Annotated in this window: 14 protein-coding genes and 1 tRNA gene; 3 read left to right on the top strand and 12 right to left on the bottom strand. The window is 57.3% G+C overall.

The genetic code is table 11. The features are described from left to right. Nucleotides 1-77: 77 nt before the first annotated feature. The 7 genes from HMPREF2894_RS02835 to HMPREF2894_RS02865 all read right to left on the bottom strand — a co-directional run bounded on the left by HMPREF2894_RS02835 (nucleotide 78) and on the right by HMPREF2894_RS02865 (nucleotide 9,295). Nucleotides 78-164 (bottom strand) — tRNA-Leu (locus HMPREF2894_RS02835). Between the two features lie 88 nt (nucleotides 165-252). Next, on the bottom strand, nucleotides 253-594 hold the full coding sequence (locus HMPREF2894_RS02840; protein ID WP_049341963.1) for a PLDc N-terminal domain-containing protein: 342 nt from the start codon (nucleotides 592-594) through the stop codon (nucleotides 253-255). A 209-nt stretch (nucleotides 595-803) separates the two neighbouring features. Then, entirely contained in the window at nucleotides 804-2,366 is a 1,563-nt protein-coding gene (locus HMPREF2894_RS02845; RefSeq protein WP_070677711.1) for an alanine/glycine:cation symporter family protein, read from the bottom strand. Nucleotides 2,367-2,703: 337 nt separating this feature from the next. Beyond that, entirely contained in the window at nucleotides 2,704-6,054 is a 3,351-nt protein-coding gene (lysX, locus tag HMPREF2894_RS02850) for a bifunctional lysylphosphatidylglycerol synthetase/lysine--tRNA ligase LysX (RefSeq protein ID WP_080975569.1), read from the bottom strand. A gap of 52 nt (nucleotides 6,055-6,106) precedes the next feature. Continuing rightward, the gene (gene nhaA, locus HMPREF2894_RS02855; protein ID WP_049341966.1) at nucleotides 6,107-7,459 is read right to left on the bottom strand and encodes a Na+/H+ antiporter NhaA; all 1,353 of its coding nucleotides are present in this window, start codon (nucleotides 7,457-7,459) and stop codon (nucleotides 6,107-6,109) included. Nucleotides 7,460-7,704: 245 nt separating this feature from the next. Beyond that, on the bottom strand, nucleotides 7,705-8,229 hold the full coding sequence (locus tag HMPREF2894_RS02860; RefSeq protein ID WP_049341967.1) for a ferritin: 525 nt from the start codon (nucleotides 8,227-8,229) through the stop codon (nucleotides 7,705-7,707). A 514-nt stretch (nucleotides 8,230-8,743) separates the two neighbouring features. Beyond that, the gene (locus HMPREF2894_RS02865; RefSeq protein ID WP_083309903.1) at nucleotides 8,744-9,295 is read right to left on the bottom strand and encodes a MarR family winged helix-turn-helix transcriptional regulator; all 552 of its coding nucleotides are present in this window, start codon (nucleotides 9,293-9,295) and stop codon (nucleotides 8,744-8,746) included. Between the two features lie 1,497 nt (nucleotides 9,296-10,792). Between HMPREF2894_RS02865 and HMPREF2894_RS02870 the strand changes: the two genes are divergently transcribed. Beyond that, nucleotides 10,793-11,416 (top strand): superoxide dismutase, encoded by a 624-nt coding sequence (locus tag HMPREF2894_RS02870; RefSeq protein ID WP_005507370.1) that lies wholly within the window; start codon nucleotides 10,793-10,795, stop codon nucleotides 11,414-11,416. Nucleotides 11,417-11,551: 135 nt separating this feature from the next. On the opposite strand, the gene HMPREF2894_RS02875 is transcribed toward HMPREF2894_RS02870, so the two are convergent. The 5 genes from HMPREF2894_RS02875 to HMPREF2894_RS02895 all read right to left on the bottom strand — a co-directional run bounded on the left by HMPREF2894_RS02875 (nucleotide 11,552) and on the right by HMPREF2894_RS02895 (nucleotide 17,826). Continuing rightward, entirely contained in the window at nucleotides 11,552-13,027 is a 1,476-nt protein-coding gene (locus HMPREF2894_RS02875; RefSeq protein ID WP_210398970.1) for an ATP-binding protein, read from the bottom strand. A 261-nt stretch (nucleotides 13,028-13,288) separates the two neighbouring features. Further along, a complete protein-coding gene (locus HMPREF2894_RS02880) occupies nucleotides 13,289-15,112 on the bottom strand; it encodes an ATP-binding cassette domain-containing protein (protein WP_070677713.1) in 1,824 nt (607 codons plus the stop codon). Between the two features lie 602 nt (nucleotides 15,113-15,714). Continuing rightward, nucleotides 15,715-16,527 carry an NUDIX hydrolase gene (locus tag HMPREF2894_RS02885; protein WP_070677714.1) on the bottom strand — a complete coding sequence of 271 codons (813 nt, stop codon included), beginning with the start codon at nucleotides 16,525-16,527 and terminating at the stop codon, nucleotides 15,715-15,717. Between the two features lie 262 nt (nucleotides 16,528-16,789). Continuing rightward, nucleotides 16,790-17,110, bottom strand: coding sequence for a putative quinol monooxygenase (locus HMPREF2894_RS02890; protein ID WP_049350269.1), 321 nt, complete (start codon nucleotides 17,108-17,110; stop codon nucleotides 16,790-16,792). Between the two features lie 137 nt (nucleotides 17,111-17,247). Beyond that, nucleotides 17,248-17,826 (bottom strand): TetR family transcriptional regulator, encoded by a 579-nt coding sequence (locus HMPREF2894_RS02895; RefSeq protein WP_049350270.1) that lies wholly within the window; start codon nucleotides 17,824-17,826, stop codon nucleotides 17,248-17,250. Between the two features lie 176 nt (nucleotides 17,827-18,002). Here HMPREF2894_RS02895 and HMPREF2894_RS02900 point away from each other — a divergent pair, with 176 nt between their 5' ends. Both HMPREF2894_RS02900 and HMPREF2894_RS02905 read left to right on the top strand, forming a co-directional pair. Next, a complete protein-coding gene (locus HMPREF2894_RS02900) occupies nucleotides 18,003-19,568 on the top strand; it encodes an MFS transporter (protein ID WP_070677716.1) in 1,566 nt (521 codons plus the stop codon). 192 nt (nucleotides 19,569-19,760) lie between these two features. Continuing rightward, nucleotides 19,761-21,080, top strand: a complete 1,320-nt coding sequence (locus HMPREF2894_RS02905) for an ICP22 family protein (RefSeq protein ID WP_060824076.1) — start codon at nucleotides 19,761-19,763, stop codon at nucleotides 21,078-21,080. Nucleotides 21,081-21,421: the final 341 nt, after the last annotated feature.

Raw genomic sequence — 21,421 nt, forward strand, 5'->3', positions numbered from 1 at the left:
CTCTGGAACCCCGTCATTTAGCGGGGGATTGGTTATGGATATGAAAAAATCCCCGGTTCTTTCGAACCGGGGATCGTTGGTGCGCGAGGGGGGAGTTGAACCCCCACGCCCTCACGGGCACACGGACCTGAACCGTGCGCGTCTGCCTATTCCGCCACTCGCGCATGTGTCTTACGGTGTATCACCGCAGGCAACACATAAAACTATACGGACTGCATGCGGTGCTGTCCAATTGAGATGGTGTGACCTTCGTTACTTAGTGTTGGTGGGGGTGTCAGAAAGAGCCTCCGAAGCACTATCGGATGTACTACCGGACACTTCACCGGAAGCAGCTGCAGTAGAAGTAGCCGCGGAACCCTGCGCCATACGCTCCTGTTCAGCACGCTCCCGGTCAATACGCTCCAAACGCGCACGCAACAACCACGTCACCGGACCCACATACGGCAGGCACAACACCAGCAGAAGCCACTTCAGCTTCTGCACCTCCGAAAAATGCGGGTTCCGATGAATCGTCACCAAGCACAGCAGCGCCAACGCAATACCAGCCAGAAACACAACCGTGACCACCAGTTCCAGTACGGCACGCCATTCCATAAACCCTCCTAATATCCTTCCTAAGCATACAGACCCATTGGGACCGTATTAGGAGCTCGCAGACACTCAGAATAGTCCGAGGAGGCGCTCAGCGCCCACCGCGCTGATGGGCGCCTCATACACCCTCACACACGCCTCGGGCGTGTAAAAGGGTCCGCCCCGCACACAGCAGGACGGACCCTCCACAAAGCCTATACAAAGCTTAGAAACTAGCGCTTAGCCTTCTTAGCCTTCTTCGCCGCACGACGCTCAGCAGCCTTCGCATCATACTCAGCCCAGAACTCACGGGTAGTCACCGCATCAGTACCATCCCACGCCGCAAGATTCTTCAACTCAGGCATATCCGAAGCCTTGAAAATCGGTTCCAAACCAGCCTTACGCTGAGCCTCATAGTTCTTCAACACCGCAACAACCTGCGGAGTCATCAATAGAACCGCCGTCAAGTTCACAATCACCATGCCGGCATTCAACATATCCGCGGTAGTCCACACCAGATCCAGCGAAGAAATCGCACCGAAGAACACGAATACCAGAACCAGTGCACGGAAAATATTCATCGGCAGCTTACGCTCAGTCACGAAACGCATATTCGACTCGCCGTAGTAGTAGTTACCAATCACAGTCGAGAACGCAAACATGAAAATCGCGATAGTCAGGAAGTGAACCGCCCAATCGCCCAGCTGCATAGCCAACGCCGACTGAGTCAGCGACGCACCACGAGAACGATCACCATAGGTCGGGTTCGACAGCAGCACAATAAACGCGGTCACAGTACACGCCATCATCGTGTCAAAGTAAACACCCAGAGTCTGCACGTAACCCTGCTTAGCCGGGTGAGAAATAGTAGCGGTCGCACCAGCGTTCGGAGCAGTACCCATACCCGCCTCATTAGTCAGCAGACCACGCTTCATACCCCAAATCACGGCACCCATGGTACCGCCGGTCACGAACTCCTTAATACCGAAAGCACCCTGGAAAATCATCAGCAGCATCTCCGGAACCTTGCCAATGTTCAGCAGAACAACCAGCAGACCCAGCAGCAGATACAGTACCGCCATAATCGGCACCAGCCACTCAGTCACCGAAGAAATCGCGCGAATACCACCGAAAATAATAGCCGCAGTCAGCGCCACCATAATCAGACCAATAGTGATGCGGAAGCCCATCGAGTTAGTACCCGAAACATCAATGCTGAACGAGTTCGCCGCAGCATCCACCACAGCATTCGTCTGAACCGCCACAAACACGAACGCATAAGTGACCACAATGAACGCCACAAAGATGTAACCCATCCACGGAGCATTCAGGCCGCGCTTCATGTAGTACGCCGGACCACCAATATAGGAATCCTTACCGCGCTCCTTATACAGCTGACCCAGAAGGGACTCCGCAAAAGCAGAAGCCGCACCAACAGCAGCAATAACCCACATCCAGAACACAGCACCCGGGCCGCCCATAGCAATAGCCAAAGCAACACCCGCAACAGTACCGGTACCCACACGAGAAGCCGCCGAAACAGTAAACGCACGGAACGAAGAAATGCTCTTCTTACCGTCAGCCTCACGAGCAACCGGGTCACCCAGGACGCGGATCATTTCCTTAATGGAACGCCACTGCACACCGCGAGTACGGATCGTAATGTACAGACCAGCCGCAATCAGAGCGTAGTAGAGGAAATTACTCCACATCCAGTTCTGCACGGCATCCACGGAGGAAGTCAGTTCCGCAGTCTGCGTATTAATGTCCCCGATGATATTCAGAAGAAAATCCACTCGGCACTCCAATCTTGAAAGCAAAAAGCCCGCACGCTCAAATCCGAAAGACGGACAACGTGTGGGCTACATTGCTGGGTGGCGCGGACTCAAAGCCGCGTAACGGAGACAGATACACTCCGTATGATTAGTCACCTCATTGTGGGGTGCGCAACCCTCACGGAGCAACTTAAAAAAGGGGTCAAATGCAAAATGTAACGAATACTTAATATATGGACAGAGTAAATATAGACTCCGTGGAGGTGTTGACGGCACCGGCAGGGCGGGCACAAAAAGCCCGGCACAAGGTACAAAACCTCGCACCGGGCTTAGCGGAGAAGCGTGGGTATCAGTCGGGCTACGAACGCTCAGGCTTCACAAACGGGAACGACAACACCCCACGAATCTGCGTCTGAGCCAACAGCATCACCAAACGGTCCACACCCAGACCCAAACCACCCGTCGGCGGCATACCCGTCTCCAAGGCGTAAAGGAAATCCTCATCCACCTCCATCGCCTCCAGGTCACCCGAAGCCGCCTTCAACGACTGCTCCGTCAGGCGCTCACGCTGCACCAGCGGATCCGCCAGCTCCGAGTAGGCACAGCCCATCTCCATGCCGTTAATCACCAAATCCCAACGCTCCGCCAAACCCGGAACACTACGATGCGGCGCCGCAAGCGGACTCGTCTCCGCCGGGAAATCCGTATAGAACGTCGGCTCCACCGTATGCACCTCAACCAGCTCACCATACAGTTCCTCAACGATGGCACCCGGACCCATACCCTCGTGAACACGCACACCGTGCTGCTGCGCCAAAGCCAGCAACTCCTCAAAATCCGTCTGCACATCCACTCGGCGACCCAGCGCCTCCGACAGAGCATCACACACCGACACCACACGCCACGGACCCGACACATCACGCACCACGCGCTCGCTCGAAGCCTTACGACCCAGCGGCAAAGACACCGAACCAAACACCGCCTGAGCGGCATCCTTAATCAGACGCTCCGTCAACTCACGCATCTGCACATAATCCGCATACGGACGATACGCCTCAAGCACCGTAAACTCCGGATTATGGGTCGCATCAGCACCCTCATTGCGGAAATCACGACCCAGCTCATACACCGGACCGCTACCGCCCACCACCAGGCGCTTCAGGTACAGCTCCGGCGCAATACGCAGCGTCAGATCCTCACCGTACGCATTGATATACGTGCGGAACGGGTGCGCGCTCGCGCCACCGTGCACCGTATGCAGAATCGGGGTCTCCACCTCAAGGAAGCCCTCCGCATCCAGGCGGGCACGCAGTGCCTTAATCACCGCGGTACGCAGGCGCAGATTCTGCATCTGGTCCGGATGCACCAACAGGTCTGTGGAACGGCGACGCAGGCGCGCCTCCGGGTCAGTAAAGGAGTCGAAGGGGATGGGGTGCAGGCTCTTCGACGCCATGTACCAGGAGGCGGCAATCAGCGATGGAGTGCCGTTACGGCTCACCCCGTAAGTGCCCTGCACGATGATGATGTCGCCGGTATCCAGGTTGCGGGAGGCGAGGCTCAACGGGCGCTCGCCCACCAGGCTGCGTTCCATGACGACCTGAAGAGTTTCGCCACCCTCAATCAGGGTCGCAAAGAGGACTCCACCGTGGTTGCGAAGCGCGCGAATACGCCCCGAAACCATGAATTCTGAATTTGGAATATTTTCAGAAGAGAATATACGCAGGGCATCCTTCACGCCCAGAATAGGCGCACCATTACTGCGTATCTCACCACCCAGCGGATACGGATCCATGCCCGCCGCACGCAGTGCTTCCAGATGGCGCAGACGATGCTGAGTCTGATCGCTACGCGACACCTCAGGAAGCTCTTCCACAGTAGCGAGCTGCATCTGGCGAAGAGCCTCCAGCTCATCTGTAGAAAGAACCTGCTCCTGATCCTGCAAACGGCGCGCCGACAGATTCGGCAAAAAGCCCTCCGCCATACCCGACGCAACCACAACATTCGCCATCGCCAACGTCGGCTCCGTCGCCAAAAAACGAGGAACCCACAGCGGGGCAAACTTCAGATTGAAACGATACAGGCGGCGCAACTGCAGAAAACGATCCAGCACACCCAAAGAGCGGGAAGCAAAACGGTTCCACGCCGACGCACCCACCTGATCAGCAGCCTCAAAAATATGGCCAAACATCGCAAAATTCAGCGACACCCGACGCACACCCAAAGACGCCGCCTGCTCCATGAGCGAGGCCACCATAAACTCCACCACACCATTAGGTGCATCAGGGGAGCGGCGCATAACGTCCAGCGATAGGCCGATAGGACCCCAGGGGACGAAGGACAGTAGGGCCACCATCTGACCAGCCTCATCATGCGTAGAAACCAGCAGAGAGGAAGAATCCGCCGGATCATTCACACGATTCAGAGCCATCGAAAAACCGCGCTCCACACGCCCATGACGCCACGCAGAAATATTCTCCGCAACCTGCTGACGCTGCTGCTCGTTCAACTCTGAAAAACGGCGGATCTGCACTGTATACCCGCCGCGGCGCACACGCTGAACCGCCTGACGCACCGGCAACATCGACGTGTCATTGAGCGTGAAACGATCCGCCTCAAGGACCGCCTCCTCACCCATCTGAATAATCGACAGCCCCGCCCGGTTATAGGCGCGCGCACCCGCCTCACTCACGCTCAGCGCCGCAGGAACCCAACCGTAACTACGTGCCTGTAGCATCCACTGCTCGATCGCGGCATCCCACGAATCGGGGTCACCCACCGGGTCACTCGACGCCAAGCACACCGAACCCACCGAACGGTACGTAATCGCCGCCCTCTGATCCGGAGAGAAAATCACCTGCTTATCGCGGCGCGTCGAAAAATAGGAGAGTGAATCATTGGCGCCATACTGCTGCAGCAGAGCGCGAATCTTCAGCTCCTTCTCACCGGTCCAGGCGTCCGGGGCACGGTAGCCGCGCGCCAACAGGTACAGCGCCGCAACCAGCGAAGCACCGTAACCAAACGACGCTAAGAAAGCCACCACATCGGCAGCCCAAACACCAGGATGCGTACGCTCAATACCCATGCCGTGCATGAGTAGCTCCCACGGGGTGATGAAACGCAACGGCTCCCACACGCCGATGTGGCAGAGGTACCAGAGCACCAGAGTAGTCAGCAGGATGCCGCCAACAGCCGTAGCCGCCGCACCCGCCCACGAGAGGCGACCAATGCGTGCCGGGAACGCCGAACGAATCGAGAAAAGGAAAGGCACCAGCGCACACGCAAACACGATGGAGAGCGTATCGACCGTCGAGGAGAAAATACGGTCCTTCGGCATAATCCCCGCGGGGAACACCAGCGTGAAGGCGCTATGGGTCGCAATCAGCGCGCCAAGCACCTGAAAAACGATGGCGGCAATGAGAGCGGCACGCTTGCGCACAATCAGCCCGGACACAAGCACAATCATCGTAATGGCGCTGGGTAGCGTGTGCGTGGAGGGAATATTCAGCAGGTCAGCGGTGACTTCCCACCAAGTGAAGCCGCGACCGTGCCGCAGAGGAGAGATAATCCACGCGAACGTGGTCAGTAGCGCGGCAAAAGAATACACCCCGATCACCACGCGTGCTGATATCTCTGCATACCTTGAGGGAGGCGCAGGCGCCTGTCTTGCTCGTGCTGTACGGCGACGTGAGGTAGTGCGGTGAGACATCATTATCAGCGAGGAATCGGGGTGTAGAGAAGGTAGTAGACCTTAGAGGTTCTGGCTAGGCTTCAGCCTTCGGGTCACGGTAGGTGCCCTCGAAGACGTCGGGGATGCCGTTGTCGTCAGCGTCCACGCTTTCCTTCTCAGCCAGGGCACGGTAGTGCTTGTTACGGCGAGACAGGATAGCCGCGCCCACAATGGCAGCCAGAACAGAGCCAACGAGAATCGCAATCTTTGCGTCTTCGGTGTGCGGAGAGCCGTGCGGGAAGGACAGCTCAGCGACCAGCAGGGACACGGTGAAGCCGATACCGCCGGTTGCAGCCAGACCGATCACGTCAATCCATGCGATGTCCGGATCGAGGTTAGCGTTCTTGAAGCGAGTCACGAGCCAGGTGGTGCCGAAAATACCGATGGTTTTACCGGCAACCAGTGCGACCATAATGCCGACCGCCACCGAGTCGGTGAGGGCGCGTCCGAGGCCTTCAAAACCGCCCACAGCCACACCCGCGCTGAAGAATGCGAAAATCGGCACGCAGATGCCGGTAGAGAGGGGACGGAATCGGTGCTCCAGCACCTCTGCAAGACCGTGTTCAGCCTGTGCCGCCTCAGAGCGAGCGGACATCTTCACGGGCACCAGGAAGCCGAGAACCACACCGGAAATGGTCGCGTGAATACCGGACTCGAGGAAGAGCGCCCAGGTGATAATACCCAGGGGCAGAAGTAGCAGCCAGGCAGCCAGCGGCTTCAGGTGCAGCATGGTCTCACCGCGGTAGGCAATGAACGCAAAAAGAGCGAGGGGAATGAGCGCGAAGAGCAGGTACTCGCCGTGGAAGTTATTGGTGTAGAAGATCGCGATAATGCAGATCGCAATCAGGTCGTCGACCACTGCCAGGGTCAGCAGGAAGACACGCATCGCCGAGGGGAGGAAAGTACCCACGGCGGCGAGAACAGACACCGCGAACGCAATATCGGTTGCGGTGGGGATCGCCCAGCCGTGCAGAGCGGTGGGGCTGGTGAAGTTCAGCGCCGTGTAGATAATCGCGGGCACTGCCACGCCACCGAAGGCGGCCGCAATCGGCACAATAGCGGTGGAGGGCGACTTGAGGTCACCAATCACGAATTCCTTCTTCAGCTCCAGGCCGGTGAGGAAGAAGAAAACGACGAGCAGACCGTCTGCTGCCCAGGTTCCGATGCTCATCTGCAGGTGGTTGAAGCCGGGGATGACCGGACCAACAACGGTGTCTCGCAGACCAAAGTAGAAGGTGGATGCGGGGGTGTTGGCGAGTACTACTGCCAGCACCGTCGCAATCAGAAGTACGGTACCGCCGACTGATTCTGCACGCAGAATGTCGGCTACGCGGCGTGAGTTGCTATATGAGCCGCGGCTGAGGGTATCTGGGTTGGTGTGAGTCATTCTCTCCTCTTTCTGCCGCGATATTATGCGGCATCTAAGGCTTTTAAGTTTACTCTGCACTGTATGAGTATTCGAGTACCGGCTGGCGGCTTTTAGCTCCTGGACGGTGCACCGCGGTGTGCTTTTATGGCGTATATGCATAAACGTTCCGCCCTCGCCGCGTGGTGCGGTGAGGGCGGAACGTTTTAGTATTTCTGCAGGTATTCTGCGTGGTCGACTAGGTGTCTAGCCGCCTGAACGCAAGATTAGGAACCAGCGATTGCGGGTGCGCCGGACTCCTGACCGTGGTCGTGTGCCAGCTCGCGTGCAACGTAGTTCTCCAGGTCGAAGAGGTTGCCGTTTGCGCGCTTCACGATGGTCACCAGGGTCTCCATGGTTGCAACTTCCTCAACCTGTTCCTTCAGGAACCAGAGGATGAACTGCTCGCCCAGTGCGTAGTTCTCAGCGCGTGCTGCGGAGAACAGGGCCTCGATCTGACCGGTGACAGCCTTCTCCTGTGCCAGGGACATGTCAACGATTTCCTGAACGTTCTCGAAGTCGTTCTTGACAGCGGGAACAGCGGGGATCTCGACCTTGTGGCCGCGGTCCAGCTTGTACTGAACCATCATGAGTGCGTGCTCGCGCTCTTCGAGGGACTGCTGGTAGAAGAACTTAGCCAGCTGGGGAAGGTCCTCACCGTCGAGCCAGATAGCCATGGACAGGTACTGGTGGGATGCAGCGAACTCGTGGCCGATCTGCTCGTTCAGAAGGTCGTAGAAAGACTTAGACATATGGTTTCTCCTTATCTGGTGGTTGCTTTTGGGTGCCGGGATGGCGCGGTGCAACCTGTTGATATTTATCGTAAGGGGTGGGGTGCGCCATGTACAGAGAGAAAAGGCTAATCGGTGAATCAGATAAGGTACCCCTGACATATTGTCACCACAACCCTTAGTGTGGATAGCCTGAATATTTTCTTTGGATTGTGTGGTATTGGGTGTGTTTCCTTGAGATTTCGCGGTTTAACAGGGATAGACAGCGGGTTTAAAAACCACAACCCCTACGGCTCAAGGTAAACATAGAGACACCATGTTGGGTGCCTGCGCACGGGGCTAGAGGGCGCAAAAAAATCTTAAAAATCTCTCGAAAATGCGGCGAAACTGATGTGGTCAGAACCCCGATGCGCCCCCAACCACCTCCGTAAAGGTTGTTCTGCGCGCGCCTTTAAAGAGATAAGGCACGTTCCCAATGGGAATGTGCCTTATCTCTGGTTCTCTCAACTCTCATCCCTCTGTGGGGTGGAGGAGGTTAGTGTGCGGGGTAGTCCCCACGCTGCAGTGCATCAATCGAGATGATGTTTGAGGGGGTGTTGCCGAGGACTGCCTCGCCGATTTCTGCGAGATGCTCAACCTGTTCGGTAGTCAGGTGGTCGAAAATTTGGCGGCGTACTTCGCTCACGTGGCCGGGTGCGACCTCCTGCACCTTCTGCTCGCCTGCGGGGAGCAAATGGCAGATGCTGACGCGGCGGTCTTCTACACTGAGGGAGCGGCGGACGTATCCATCCTTCTCCAGGCGTGCTACAACGCGGGAGAGGCGTGCCGGGAGGGTGTTGGTAGTAATTGCCAGCTCGGTCATGGTGAGGGAATGATCCTTGGACTCGGAGAGCATCGCGAGCACCATGTATTCGACAAAACTAATGCCAGCTTCGCTCTGCAGCTGGTTTTCCAGTTTGCGGGTGAGGCTGAAGATGATGGAGCTGATAAAGAGCCACCCTTCTCGCTCTTGCTGGGAGAGCCACTGGATGGATTCGCTGTGTGCGGTATTGTCAGACCGCTGCGCAGACGTGGTTGGTATGGACACGGGATTGATTCCTCTTTTATCGGATATGGAGCTCTCTTATTAAAGAGAGAAGTGGCGTGTTGGCACCCATTGTAGCGAAAGGTCTGACTAGGTGACTCAAAATTGGTACGGTCAAGTAATGCTTGACACTTTGGTGCTAATTTTTTGAGGGGTGCCAGGGGTATCTTTTTGCACGCAGTGACTGCAAATACCCGGGGTAAGCAAGTGAAATACGACATATTCAAAAAGATTTCCGGTACAAGTATAGACAAGACCGTACCAAGAAGCACTTCCGTGCATAATGCTAACTTCCGCGGAATATCAAGGTTTTTAGGGGGTTGAGTGAAAATTCTAGGGAGTGTAAAGAGCTTGCCAAGGGTGAAAAATAACGAAACGATAACAAAATTTTTAAAAAAATCTTGGTTTTGGCTTTGCAACCGTAATGAAACCGTGTACACTAATTACATAACGGGGTCGAAGGAAGCCTCCGAGGCGAGACCGGAAGCTCGCTTCGATAGGTTCGACTCTCTATTTATCGGTGATTGTCGTCGGTGTACGAGTAACTCGTATTTCTACCGACGGATGTGCGGTGCGGGTGCAGTTCGTGGTTGGGCTGCATTCCGTACCGTATCTTTTTAACTCGAATTTCTATCAACTCACTCTAAGAGCATCCAATGGTCGGGTGCTCTTTTTCTTTGCCTTCATATCGGCGCCGCAAGAGCGCTGTACGAGTCGGGGCAGAGTCGGGGGAGGAAGCGTAAACACCTGTGCTGTGTAGCTGTGGGGTGTAGCTGCACGGTGTGGTTTGTGTTGTGTGGTGGTGCCGTGTGTCCGCGGTATTGTTGCGCCGTATCGCGTCAGAAGTGTTATCCACAGGGGTTATCCACAGTGTGGAGAACTTACACGCATGTGATTTGGCAGAGCAGAATCGAGGTCCTCCCCAGGTGTAATTTAAGAGTGCTACAGAAAAATTCTTGTAATTACAGGCTTTCACGGCCATTAAAACCGAGGGTAAGTTCTTAAACAGAAGGCCTTTTCACCTTTAAATCCGCGGAACCTGAAAATTTCCACACCTGTGGATAACCCTGTGCACTTAATCCACCGCCTCCACCCAGAAGAAGCGTATAAGGCTGTTCAGAGCCCCTTTTAAAGCTCAATATTTTGGCTAGTAGAAGGAAAAACGCCTCGAATGAGGGCGAAAATTCTGCAGTTTATCCCCCGCGCATCCCCAAAATAGGATGTTATCCACAGTAGTTATCCACAGTGTGGAGAACTTACAGCACTGTTATTCATATGAGTGCATACCCCGGTATTTCAAGGCAGAATAGGGTGCCAAACCTGAAAATCCTGTTGATACACAGGGTTATCCACAGGTGTGGGGAAAAGTCTTTGCCTAAAATCCACAGGTTCGAGCGAGGTCTTACATAAATGTGACGCTCCCCAACTCATGAAAAGTAAAGTAAACGCTACGCTGGTAATCTTTAATACAAGCCAAGTTTTCTAATGAAAGGCATCATCATGGCTGAAAAGTACACCCTCCCCGAGCTCCCCTACGACTACGCGGCGCTCGAGCCCCACATCTCCGCAAAGATCATGGAGCTGCACCACGACAAGCACCACGCAGCATACGTTGCAGGCGCTAACGCAGCTCTCGAGCAGCTTGAAGAGGCACGCGAGAACGGTGCATACGGCAACGTCTCCAAGCTCTCCAAGGACCTGGCGTTCAACCTGGGTGGCCACACCAACCACTCCATCTTCTGGAACAACCTGTCCCCCGAGGGTGGCGACAAGCCCACCGGCGAGCTGGCAGCAGCAATCGACGAGTTCTTCGGCTCCTTCGACAAGTTCCGTGAGCACTTCACCAACGTTGCACTGACCATTCAGGGCTCCGGCTGGGCAATCCTCGCATGGGACACCGTTGGCAAGCGCCTCATCATCGAGCAGCTTTACGACCAGCAGGGCAACATCTCTGTTGCACTGATCCCCGTTCTGCAGCTGGACATGTGGGAGCACGCATTCTACCTGGACTACCAGAACGTCAAGGGCGAGTACGTCAAGGCATTCTGGAACATTGTGAACTGGGCTGACGTTCAGGCTCGCTTCGAGCGCGCAGTGTCCCAGACCAAGGGCCTGGTCCTCTAATCTAGGTTTTCGTCAGCGCGGTGAAGTGGCCGCGGTGAGGTAACTGAAACGGGTGCCCGGCGCCTCCATATTCGGAGGTGCCGGGCACCCGTTCGTTGTATTCAGATGTTGTTTCGCGGGGTTCAGGGCTGAGCCCTAGAGCGCCAGCGTGCGGTATACCGAGCCGCGGCGTCCCGAACGGACTTTTTGCTCTACCAAACCTCGTTGGATTAGCTTGGGCAATGCGTAACGTACCTGCCGTGCACTCAACTCGGTGCTTTCCGCAATATCAGCGACTGTAGCAGGTCCGCGAGTCAAAGCAACGTACACCTGGGATTCCGTGGGGGATAGATTTTCCGGTATCTCAGCAAGCTGAGGAGTAGAGGATACCCCCATTGTGCTCGTAGGCTGCGTGTTATCGGCAGGACGGTAGATAATGACGCGTACCTGGATACCCTCGTCGATAATATGCGCCTTACGCAACCCAGCATCAACCAGGGCCTGTTGCGCAGCTAGGATACCGCCGCCTTCGCCCTCGATTAGTCGGTGACCGTCGCTGAGACGAATATTCTGGCAGATAGCATAGAGCGCCTCGTTTACAGCCGCAGGGCGATGCACGATGCCTACCTGACTCGGCAGGATACCCCAAAAACCGCCGGGGCTGATGATTTCAATACGGCCGCGTTTGATAAAAATCTGTATAAATTTTCCGGATGCATCCCGTTCATAGCTCCGGTGGACGAGTGCGTTGGCTACGAACTCACGGAGAGCTACCAAGGGGATTTCTGGCTGATCGATGAGCCCCGCACCATTGGGAGCTGTGACGGTGCGGTTCTTAATGTTGCGTATAAGCCATGCAAGGGTATCTTCAAGCATGGCGGGAATAGGGCCTTCGCTTCGAAAACGGTCATCATTGCGGGTGTTGCCGCTTGTAGACACTATGCCAATAACGCTCGCCCCAGAATAAAACTGCTGAGGGTAGTCACCCAGAGCGCACATCCCAGCCAAGGTTAAATGATTATCTGCAGCTAGTACATTGCGTTTATACAAAATTTCTTGGTCAGAGCTCTGACGCAAACGGGCTGAGGAGAGACGTACCTGGCGCAGGAAGTCCTGCGTGTAGGACTTGTCCAAATCATCAATGGACGTGTGAGCGATGCTTTGTAAGTCATTGTGCGGTTTGTGGCGCTGCGCGTACATTAGACTGAGCGCGTAGCCATCCATTGGGTAGTCACCATCCCCGAGCCGTTGGTAGGCTATATTACCTTTGAAACAGGGACGTTCCTGTACCGGCAGGCCCGGAACGGTTACGATGAGCAGCTGATGGCCATCCAGAGTTATATCGTCGGTTTCCACTACGATTTTTGGCTTAAGATTTTGCGCGGCATCAATAATTTTTGCCCGCAGATCTTCAACATCATAAACGCCTACAGGTGCAAACTTCTGAGATTCGTCGACACCGCATATGATTGTGCCTCCGTCGGGAAGGTTAGCATAGCTGCAGATAGTTTCCGCCACGGAGGAGGGATAACCCATGTGGGCTGATTTAACCTCTACGGTCAGGCTGTCTCTACCTAGAAGCCGTAGCTCGTTGAGTGTTCGTGTTAGTTCTTCAGGCGTATACATGTACATATTGTAATTCCTGGAGTGACATTTTAGGCCTCATGCGGGACATTAGTTACAAATAAGATGGATTTTGGTGACAAATATGTAACTATTGAGGATGATTTGTTACATAAACAAGAAGCGGCCTGCGATGTTGGGCGGATGCGTTCCGGCTGTTGCTATGGTGGGTGCCCGGCGCCTCCAATATTCGGAGGTGCCGGGCACCCGTTCGTTAAGCCCCGGGTAGCACCCGCGGGGTTGGGTTCGGAACCTTAGACGGAACCCTAGTTAGAGCGCCATCGTGCGGTCAATGCGGATGCGGCGGCAGAAATCCTCATCATGGCTCACCACGATGAGCGCACCGGTGTAGGCTTCGAGTGCCTGCACCAGCCAATCCACCGAAGAAATATCGAGGTTATTCGTCGGCTCATCCAGCATGAGAAGTTGCGGCACCGGGTCGGCCAGAAGCACCTGCGCCACCGCCGCGCGGAAACGCTCACCACCGGAGAGCTCACCGGTCTTATGGTGCACGCTCTCGCGGCGGAAAAGCAGGCGCGCCAACTGGTCACGCAGATGCTGCTCGCTCACTCCGGGGTTTGCCCGCTGCACGCTCTGTAGGAGGGTGAGCTGCGGGTCGAGGGTGATGCGCTGCGGAATGTACGCCCCCTCGAGGCAATAGCCGACCCGGTAGGCGGGCTGCACGGGGGAGCGGTAGTCAGCCTCGCCGGCGTGGGCGATAGCGTTCAAGAGGGTGGTCTTGCCGCTACCGTTTGCACCGGTGATGCGCAGATGCTCGGGACCGCTGAGAATCAGGTGTTCTGGGCGTTCCGCCGGGGTTCCCTGATTGCTCTCGCTATCAGCCTCGGCGGGTGAAAAATGCAGAGAATCAACCTTTGTGGGTTGCTTAGTGGTAAATGTTTCACGTGAAACCTGCCGGGCATCAACCCTGCTCAGCTCCAGTACCTTGCGACCCGCGGGTAGGGGCTGCTGGCTCAGTTCGGCGTAGATCTTCTCCTGCACGCGCACCTCATCCTGAGCCTTCTGGTATGCCTCCCGGGCCTGTTCCTGCTTGCCGACGCGCAGCCCGCGAAGCTTCGCCGCCGCCTGACGTGAGGCATCCTTTGCCAGGTCTAGAATTGTATCCGGCTGGTCGTCCTTCCAGACCTGCGCCATGTTCTTCGAGATAATCTCCTGCGCCTGCACCCACTCGCGATGCGCCGAACGCACCCGGTTCTTCGCCTCGGTCACGCGACGCTGAGCCGCCTGCTGCTCGGTGTCCAGCGCCTGCCGGTAGGTGCTGTAGTTACCTTCAAAGAGACGCAGATGCGCCAGCCCCTGGCGGTCGGCGTGAAGCTCCGCAATCACGTTTACACGCTCCAGCAGATCGCGATCATGGCTGATGATGAGTGCCGGGCAGGGCAGTGCTTCCAACGCGGTGAAGAGCTGAGCCTTCGCTGAGGAGTCCAGGTTGTTCGTCGGCTCATCCAGCAGAATGAACTCGGGGTCAGAAATCATCAGCGAGGCAAGCGCGGCAATGACTGCCTCGCCACCGGAGAAACTGCGCATGCTGCGGGCAAAGAGCGCGCGAACCGCCTCCGGGTTGTCTCGATCAATCAGTGCCGCCGGGGTGAAACCGTAGGTCGCAAGAGCCGCCAGGGTGCGCTCCTCAACGTCCCAGTTATCCCCGATGGTCTCGTAGAGTTCGGGGGAGTATTCGCCGGATTCCACCGCCTGCAGTGCCCGCAGAATCTCGGAGATTCCGCAGAGCTCAGCGAGGGTCTGTTCCCGATCCAGACCCAAATCCTGAGGTAGATACGCCATGCGCTCCGGTGCCGCCAAAGAACCGGAATCCGGGGTCAAATCACCCAAAATCAACCTCATGAGGGTTGTTTTTCCGCAACCATTGTCACCGATGAGCCCGGTCAGAGGTGCCGAAAACACCGCCGAAAGGTCCGCAAAAAGCGGAGGCTGGCTCGGGTGCGCAAAGTGTAGATGGGCGATACTAACGTGCGCCGCTGCATGGGAAACCATGTGGGAAGTGGCGTGCGAGCGGGCATCGCGGGAAGAAGCGGAACGGGGAAAGGTCGCCTGCGGCTGAAGTACGTGTGTCATACGAGCTCCTTGAATCATAGATGCGAGTCATGGATGCTCGGGTGCCCTCGAACTCTGGCGGTGGTGCGTTGCAGTAGTATGCCTGCAGTATGGCTACCCACGCTGAGTGTGTGACGGTAAGAGGCTCGCCCTGGAAAAGGGCGCGAAAAAACCCGAGCGTAACGGTGAATAGACCTATGCCCGGGTGCGTGCGCGCTGACAGAAATACGCAGGATAAAGCGACTATATGGCTGTGCCTATAAACCTGCTGCGTGAGCGCGCGAAAAATTCTGTGAGGTCCGGGCTTATGCTCGGTGGGTCATTTCTTTGATGCCTCCTAGATTCCGAATACCACCCCGGTCGTGCCTTGGGTGGCTTCGGTCAAACATTGCGTTCAGCCTCTTAGGTTGCCCCACGGTGGGGCAACACGGATAAAGAGCTGAGGTCTCCAGCATAGGAAGCGCACGGGTGCTGAGTCAAGCACCCCCACGCAAAACCCGCCGACAAGGGGCGATGCAACCGGTGATGTAATCCCAGAAGACACAAAAGGAGGGGCGACACCACTCGGTGCCGCCCCTCCTTTTAGGCATTAAATCTGCGCGCGTACAACGCGCGAAACGCTATTACGCCTCGTGGCGCTCACGGTACATGCCCAGCGGGCCCGCATCCGCGTACGCTTGAGCGTCGTTGTAACGGTACAGGCGCGGCGGGCGGTGGCGGGTGCCCTCCACGCGGCGGCCGGTGTCAATAATCGACTTCGACGCCGCAATCTGGCGGCGGAAGTTTGCCGGATCCAGGGTGCGACCCAGAATCGCCTCGTACACCTCACGCAGCTGCGCCAGGGTGAACTCCTCACCCAAGAAAGAGTGCGCAATACGCGAGTACTCGACCTTGTTCTGCAGACGGTAGAGCGCGTACTCAATGATTTCGTTGTGGTCGAATGCCAGCTCGGGCAGTTCATCCACCGGGAACCAGCGGATGTTCTCGTGCACGCGAGTGTTCGCAACCTCGGTGGCGGGAATCGATGCCCAGTACACCACAGAAACCACGCGCTCGTGATCAGTGTCGGGTGCCGGGTCGGGCTCGCCCACAACGCGGGCGGCACGCGCCTCGGGGGTGCGCAGGACATCACCGAATGCGTAGAGCTGCTCCAGATAGCCGGGCTGCAGGTTGGTTGCGCGCTTCAGGGTCGAAGCGGCTGCCTCTTCGAGGGAAAGATTCGGGTTAAGCGGACCGCCAGGAAGCGCCCACTGGCCCTTATAGGGCTCGCGGAGGCGGCGAACCAGCGGCAGCCACAGGGTCGGGTGGGTCTCGTTTTCCTTGGGACGCAAAGCTAGAATCACGGTTGAGACAGCGAGAGATACAGAGGTGTGGTCCACGTCGTTGTGCTCTTCAGTGGCGACTGCGCCGGGAAGAGGCTGGGATGCGATGCTCATTCAGGCCTCCTGTGCGAATGGGTATCGATAGGTGTGCATACTCTACCCATTTTAAGGGGTTAATAGGGTAAAAATGCACGCAAGGCACCCGCTGACCCGAAAACCGGTACCATCCGCGTCGTGTCAAGGGGAAAAAGTTCAGGTACCGGACACATCAAAGCGCCCCTCCGGCATGTCCAATAGAACAATGCGGAGGGGCGCTCTAGAGTCTAACTATGCAGTGTCTAACTATGCAGTTTTAGATGCAGAGTAGGGGTGCAGACTAGTCGATCTGCAGCTCGCCCATAGCGTCCCAGTCCTCGCCGTCAATCAGGCGAGAAATAATCTTCGGGGTTGCGGTCAGCATCGGACGCATGTCCTTCATAGCCTGCTGGAAGTGGTCAGAGTTCACGTGCGGGCCAGCTGCGTCGTCGTTGAAAGCCTCGAGCAGAACGAACTCGTTCGGGTCCTCAACGCTGCGGGACCACTCGAAGAACTTGTTGCCCTCCTCGGCGCGGGTTGCCTCGGTGAAAGCGCGGGTCTTCTCAATCCACTGGTCGGCGTATTCGGGCTTGACGGGGAACTTTACAGCAATGAAAATCATCGGAACTCCTTAGGTTGAAGAGTAGATACGTGCCCTTCCAGTTTAAGCCCCGGGTGCTCGGTGGCGCTGAAGAATAGGGTGTGAGGCAGCGGTTTTAGCTTGTGGCTTTAACCGCTGTATAGAGTGGCTTTTGTGGTTTAACGAGCCGCCGCCTTGAGAACCTGCAGGGCGCGTTCGAGTGCCGCACGGTCTGCCGCGATGGCTGCGGCCCTCTGCGGGCTGGCGGAGTCGCCTCCGAGTGCCGCGTTGTAGTACATTCCGTCACCCAGAAGCAGCACGGCGCGGGCGATGCGTTCGTCACCGAGCTCGGCAAGAATGAGCGAGTGCCAGCCCTCCTGCACGCGGGCTAGGGTTTGCTGGGCGAGCTCGTTGTTATTCTGTGCCAGGCGGCTGAGGGCAATGAGGGCCCGGTCGAAGGGGGTGTCACTCGGAATGGAGGAGTTGATGTAGTAGGCGCTTGCCCCTTCGGGTGCCTGCGCCATGGTCTCAAAGTCTTCTTCCGCCAGGGTGACGGTGCGTTCGGCGAGTGCCTCGAGGAGCGCCTTCTTGGAGGAGAAATGGTAGAGCAGCCCGCCCTTGGACACCTTGGCGGCGGTGGCGACGGCGTCGAGGGTTGCGGCGCGTTCTCCGGTGTGAATCAGCAGGTCGACGTAGGTGTCGAGGATGTGCTCGCTAGAGTTATTGGCTCGTTGTTTGCGGTGGTTGGGAGTGCTCATGGGTACCAGTCTAACCGCTTGAAACTATACCGTCCAGTTGGTATAGTTAATCTTCGCCTGTTGGGCCGCGCCGGGAGCACACCGTCCCGGACCACCCCAAAAAAGACAGGCCGAGCTGATGCCGCGCCCGCGTCCGCCACATCAGCCGAAACCCAAAAGACGCACGAAAACAACCCATGACGAATCACAACCCGCAGACCACGGCTCTGCCCATTCACGCCCCCGACCAGAAGACCAAGCGCTGGGCGGCACTCGGTGTGCTCATGCTCCCGGTGCTCCTGGTCTCCATCGACAACACAGTGCTTGCCTTCGCGGTGCCCGCAATCGCTAAGGCGCTGAGCCCCTCCTCCGCGGAGCAGCTGTGGATCGTTGACTCCTACTCCCTGGTGCTCTCCGCCCTGCTCGTGCCCATGGGCGCTATCGGTGACCGCATCGGTCGCCGCAAGCTGCTGCTCATCGGCTCGACCGGCTTCGCGGCAATCTCTGCGCTCGCGGCATTCGCGCCCTCCGCGCTGATGCTCGTGGTTGCCCGCGCCCTGCTTGGCATTTTTGGCGCCATGCTCATGCCGGCAACCCTGTCGATTATTCGCAATATCTTTGTGGATGCGACCGAGCGCCGCATCGCTATTGCCGTGTGGGCTTCGGGCTTCTCGGCGGGTGCGGCGCTGGGCCCGATTGTGGGTGGTTTCCTGCTGGAGCACTTCGACTGGGGTTCGGTGTTCCTGCTCGCTGTGCCGATTCTGATTCCTCTGCTGATTCTCGCCCCGATTATGGTTCCCGAGTCGAAGGACCCGAACCCCAGCCCGGTGGATCCGCTGAGCATCCTGCTGATTATGACCGGCATGACCGGCATTACCTTCGGTCTGACTCACACCTCCGAAACCGGGTTCGATGCGGTGGCTATCAGCACCATCCTTGCCGGCCTGTGCTTCATTGTCCTGTTCGTGCTGCGTCAGCTCAACCGCGAGAAGAACGATATTCAGCCCATGCTGGATGTGCGCCTCTTCCGCAACACCGTGTTCACCGGCGCGATTACCGCAAACCTCATCTCCATGATGGTGGACGTTGGCTTCATCTACTTCGCCTCCCAGCACCTGCAGTTGGTCTCCGGTCTGCCGCCCATGTACGCCGGTATGCTGCTGATTCCCGGTACCCTGGCGATCATTATCGCCGGTCTGGTGATTGCGCGCGTGGCGGTGCACTTCCACCCGGCGCAGGTGGTGTCTTTCGGTCTGGCGCTCCACGCTGCCGCGTTCGCGGTGCTCGCCTTCCTGGGTGCGCACAACGACTTGGTGATTATCCTGATCTTCATTGTGCTCGGTACCGGCATCGGTATTGCGCAGACCATTTCGAACGACCTGATGCTCTCCAGCGTGCCGCCGCGTAAGGCCGGTGCGGCATCCGCGATCTCGGAGACCTCCTACGAGACAGGTACGGTGCTCGGCACCGTCATCATTGGTGGCATGCTCACCGCCGTCTACCGCGCAAATGTGGTTGTACCCGACGGCCTGGATGAGACTCTTGCCGACCACGCTCACGAAACCCTCGGCGGTGCCGTGACGGTCGCAAGCCAGGTGGGTGGCGAGCAGGCGAACCAGCTGCTCTCCTCCGCATTCGCTGCCTTCGACTCCGGCGTGGTGCTGAGCTCCGCATTCAGCGCCGTGCTCATGGGTGTTATGGCCGTCATTAGCTACTTCATGATTCGTAAGGCACCGCGCGAAATGAAGCCCGCTGAACACTAAACCAGCGCACTAATACGCATACGTAAGCCTCGCCTCCTGACGCTCTACGCGTGAGGAGGTGGGGCTATTTTTACGCACCCACCTGCGCATTTAAAGGTTCAGCACAGGTGCCGGTGGTACGGTAAAACAGCGGGCATCAGCCCCGACCGCAGAGGAACCAGCGGCTCCACACAATCAAGGAAGAACGCCACCATGGGACTCAAAGACTGGATAGCACCCTTTATTACGCTACTCATTGGTGCTAGCACCATCTTCATCTCCTACAAGAACTACCAGGCGCAGGCTGCAGCAAAACCCTCCGAACTGGCGCGACTGGAACTGTGGAGCAAGCTCCTCACCGAAGCCGGCTTGGACCTCAACGCCCTACCCGACCCCGAAAAGCTCACCTCCGACCAGCGCGTCGTCCTCGAAAACTACCGGGTCTTCCTCAAGCGTGCGTCCCTCGAATCGAAGCTGCGTAAAGTTGGCATCGACAGCAACCGTATCTTCAGCCTGCTCATGAAGCGTGCGCACTCTTCCGTGAAGCCTACGCCCATCCCCATTGGCGACTCGATTAGCTACTACCGCCTGATTCTACGTGCCCTGCTGTACATTTGGGTTCCGCTGGCCGTGATTTTCATCGGCGTGCCCATCATCGTGGTCACCATCGCCTACCTGATTGGCCTGTTCACGAACCACCGCGGCAATCTGTCTGACTTTGCACTCTCCCCGCTCGCCGTGGTGCTCCTGATTGTTGGTGCGGTCGCCGTCGGTGCCCTCGTGTACCTGCAGAACCGCATTATCTCCGCCATTATCGCGAACAATGTGTACTTCTACTTCTGGGATATTTACGGCTCCAAGAAGGGCGCTCGCGACTCCAAGGACGCCTACAGCGAGCGCCTGGCGGCTAAAACCTACGCCGACCAGCTGTTCCTCGGTCAGCAGGAGTTCGCTCACCAGTTCCGCGAGAACATGTACATGGCGGGTATTCAGGAGATTGATGAGTACCCGCGCGTGCTCAGCGACAGCGTGATGCTGCCGCGCAACTACCGGGTTGCGGAAACCACCGAGGGTGAGGACCGTATCGACCGCTTCGTGAACTGGGTGCGCTCCAAGATTGGTTTTGAGCGCCTGGAACCGCGCATCATCTACAGGCTCGAACATAAGGACGCGCACAAGGATGCGAAGAAGGAATCCGCGCACGGTGAGCCGGTAGCTACTGAGCAGCCTGTTTCTGAGCAGTCTGTGGATGCTCAGGATGAGCAGAAGGCCGCGGAAGTACCCGCCTCAGAAGAACCTATTGTCGCGGAGGTGCCCGTCGAGGCTCCTGCCGAGAATCTGGCTGATGCGCCCACCGAACCCGTCATCGGAGGCGCCACTGACTCTTCTGCCGCAGCTGGGGTATCCGCCGCAGCTGGGGCAGACGACCCCACGGAGGCGTTCACCCGCATCCCAGAAGATGCCGTCGACCATGAGAGCGCCGGTGAAAAGAACGCCGGTGAGAAACCCGGTACTGAGAAGCCCAAAAACTAAATAGCCCGCCCGGGGGCACCGAAAAACCGGGCATGAGAAAAGGGTCGCAGCCTACGAATTCGCCATTGAACCGTAAGCATGCGACCCTTTTCCTTTCCCTTCAAGGTCGAGCAGAATCGGAGGTACCGCCCGACCAAGAAGAGTCATATGATGCGCCCCTCCACCGGTAGAGGTTGCCTGGCAGAAGAACCCGCCGAAGCGGGTCGGCAGAGCGCCCGGTAGAGGGTGCATCACGCTTGAGGAACCGCCCCAAACCCGCCAAAGAACGGGCTGAGGGAACAGAAAACCCCGAGCTGGCGCATCGTCTACATCATCAGAAAATAACTACATCTCGGGGTAGG

The organism is Rothia sp. HMSC066G02, from assembly GCF_001813145.1.
Taxonomy (GTDB): domain Bacteria; phylum Actinomycetota; class Actinomycetes; order Actinomycetales; family Micrococcaceae; genus Rothia.